The following is a 1521-nucleotide window of genomic DNA, read 5'->3' on the forward strand; positions in this document are numbered from 1 at the left end:
CCACGCCCCGATCGGCGCGCTCGCCGAGGTCGTCGACGCGCCCGCCGGGCTGCAGATCTCGCTGCGTGCCGTGCTGGGCAGCGCCGATGGCGCGACGCTGCTGCGCCGGTCCCTCGTCGGCTCCGCCGATGACCCGGCCGCACTCGGCTCCGCCCTGGCCGACCGACTACTCGAGGACGGCGCTGCCGACCTCACCGATCACATCACCGACCCCCGCCCCTCCGGGACCTCCGCGCCCCTCGATTCCGACAAGGACACGCCGAAGTGACTCCCCACCCGGCCCAGGCCGCTGCCCACGTGATCTTCGTGGGGGCCGGTCCCGGCGACCCCGACCTGCTCACCCTGGCGGCCGTGACCTGGCTGCGCCGCGCCGACGTCGTCGTCACCGATGATGCGACCCCGTCGGCGATCGTGCAGCGACATGCCCGCAACGGTGTCGAGATCGTCGAACTCGGGCCCGGCGAGGCCGGAGCGGTGCTCACCGATGCCGTGCGCGCCCGCCGGCTCGTGGAGGTGGCGACCGACCACCCGGGCGAGATCGTCGTGCGCCTGATGAACGGCGATCCGGCCACGTTCAACGGCCTCGTCGGTGACGCGCAGCAGTTGGCCCGCGCGGGTGTGCGGTTCGACATCGTGCCCGGCGTCAGCGCCGCGCATGCCGTGCCCACGTACGCGGGCATCCCGCTGACCGGCGGCGGCGCCAACGCCGTGCACATCGTCGCGGTCGGTGATGAGCGCAGCGACTTCTCCCGCTGTGTCGACAAGGACGTCACGGTCGTGCTCATGGGCCGGCCGGCCGCGTTGGCCGCGGCGCTGGGGCACCTCGTCGAGGACGGCCGCGACGCCGACACCCCGGTCGCGCTGACGCAGCACGGCACGACCCACGAGCAGTCGACGACGACGACCACGCTCGGTGAGGCCGCGGCCGCCGCCAAGGCCCTGAGCGCGCCGACGCTGGCCGTGGTCGGCCCGACGGTGCCGATGCGCGACGAACTGTCGTGGTTCGAGAACAAGCCGCTGTTCGGCTGGCGCGTGCTGGTGCCGCGGACCAAGGAGCAGTCCTCCGCGATCACGCAGGCGCTGGCCGGGTACGGGGCCACCGCCGAGGTGGTGCCGACGATCAGCGTCGAGCCGCCGCGCACCCCGCACCAGATGGAACGGGCCGTCAAGGGCCTGGTCACGGGCCGCTACGAGTGGATCGGCTTCACCTCGGTCAACGCGGTCAAGGCGGTCAAGGAGAAGTTCGACGAGTTCGGCCTCGACGCCCGCGCGTTCGCCGGCCTCAAGGTCGCCGCGGTCGGGGGCGTCACGGCCAAGGCGCTGCAGGACTGGGGCCTGACGCCCGACCTCGTGCCGACCGGCGAGCAGTCCGCGCTCGGCCTGCTCGAGGACTGGCCGGAGTACGACGAACTGCTCGACCCGATCAACCGGGTGCTGCTGCCGCGCGCGGACATCGCCACCGACACGCTCGTCGCCGGTCTCAAGGACATGGGCTGGGAGGTCGACGACGTGACGGCCTAC

1 protein-coding gene and 1 pseudogene are annotated in these 1521 nt (G+C 73.1%); both read left to right on the forward strand.

What is annotated here, in order from left to right; all coding sequences use genetic code 11:
• Nucleotides 1-268, forward strand: a pseudogene (locus tag KD1_RS15890) (hypothetical protein); the annotation flags it as partial.
• A partial coding sequence (locus KD1_RS15895) for a bifunctional uroporphyrinogen-III C-methyltransferase/uroporphyrinogen-III synthase (protein ID WP_068403542.1) occupies nt 265-1521 on the forward strand: 1257 nt, incomplete at its 3' end. The pseudogene KD1_RS15890 and the gene KD1_RS15895, both read left to right, overlap by 4 nt.

Origin of the sequence: Kribbia dieselivorans NBRC 106261 (assembly GCF_001552435.1) — a bacterium.
In the GTDB taxonomy this organism is placed as follows: domain Bacteria; phylum Actinomycetota; class Actinomycetes; order Actinomycetales; family Dermatophilaceae; genus Kribbia; species Kribbia dieselivorans.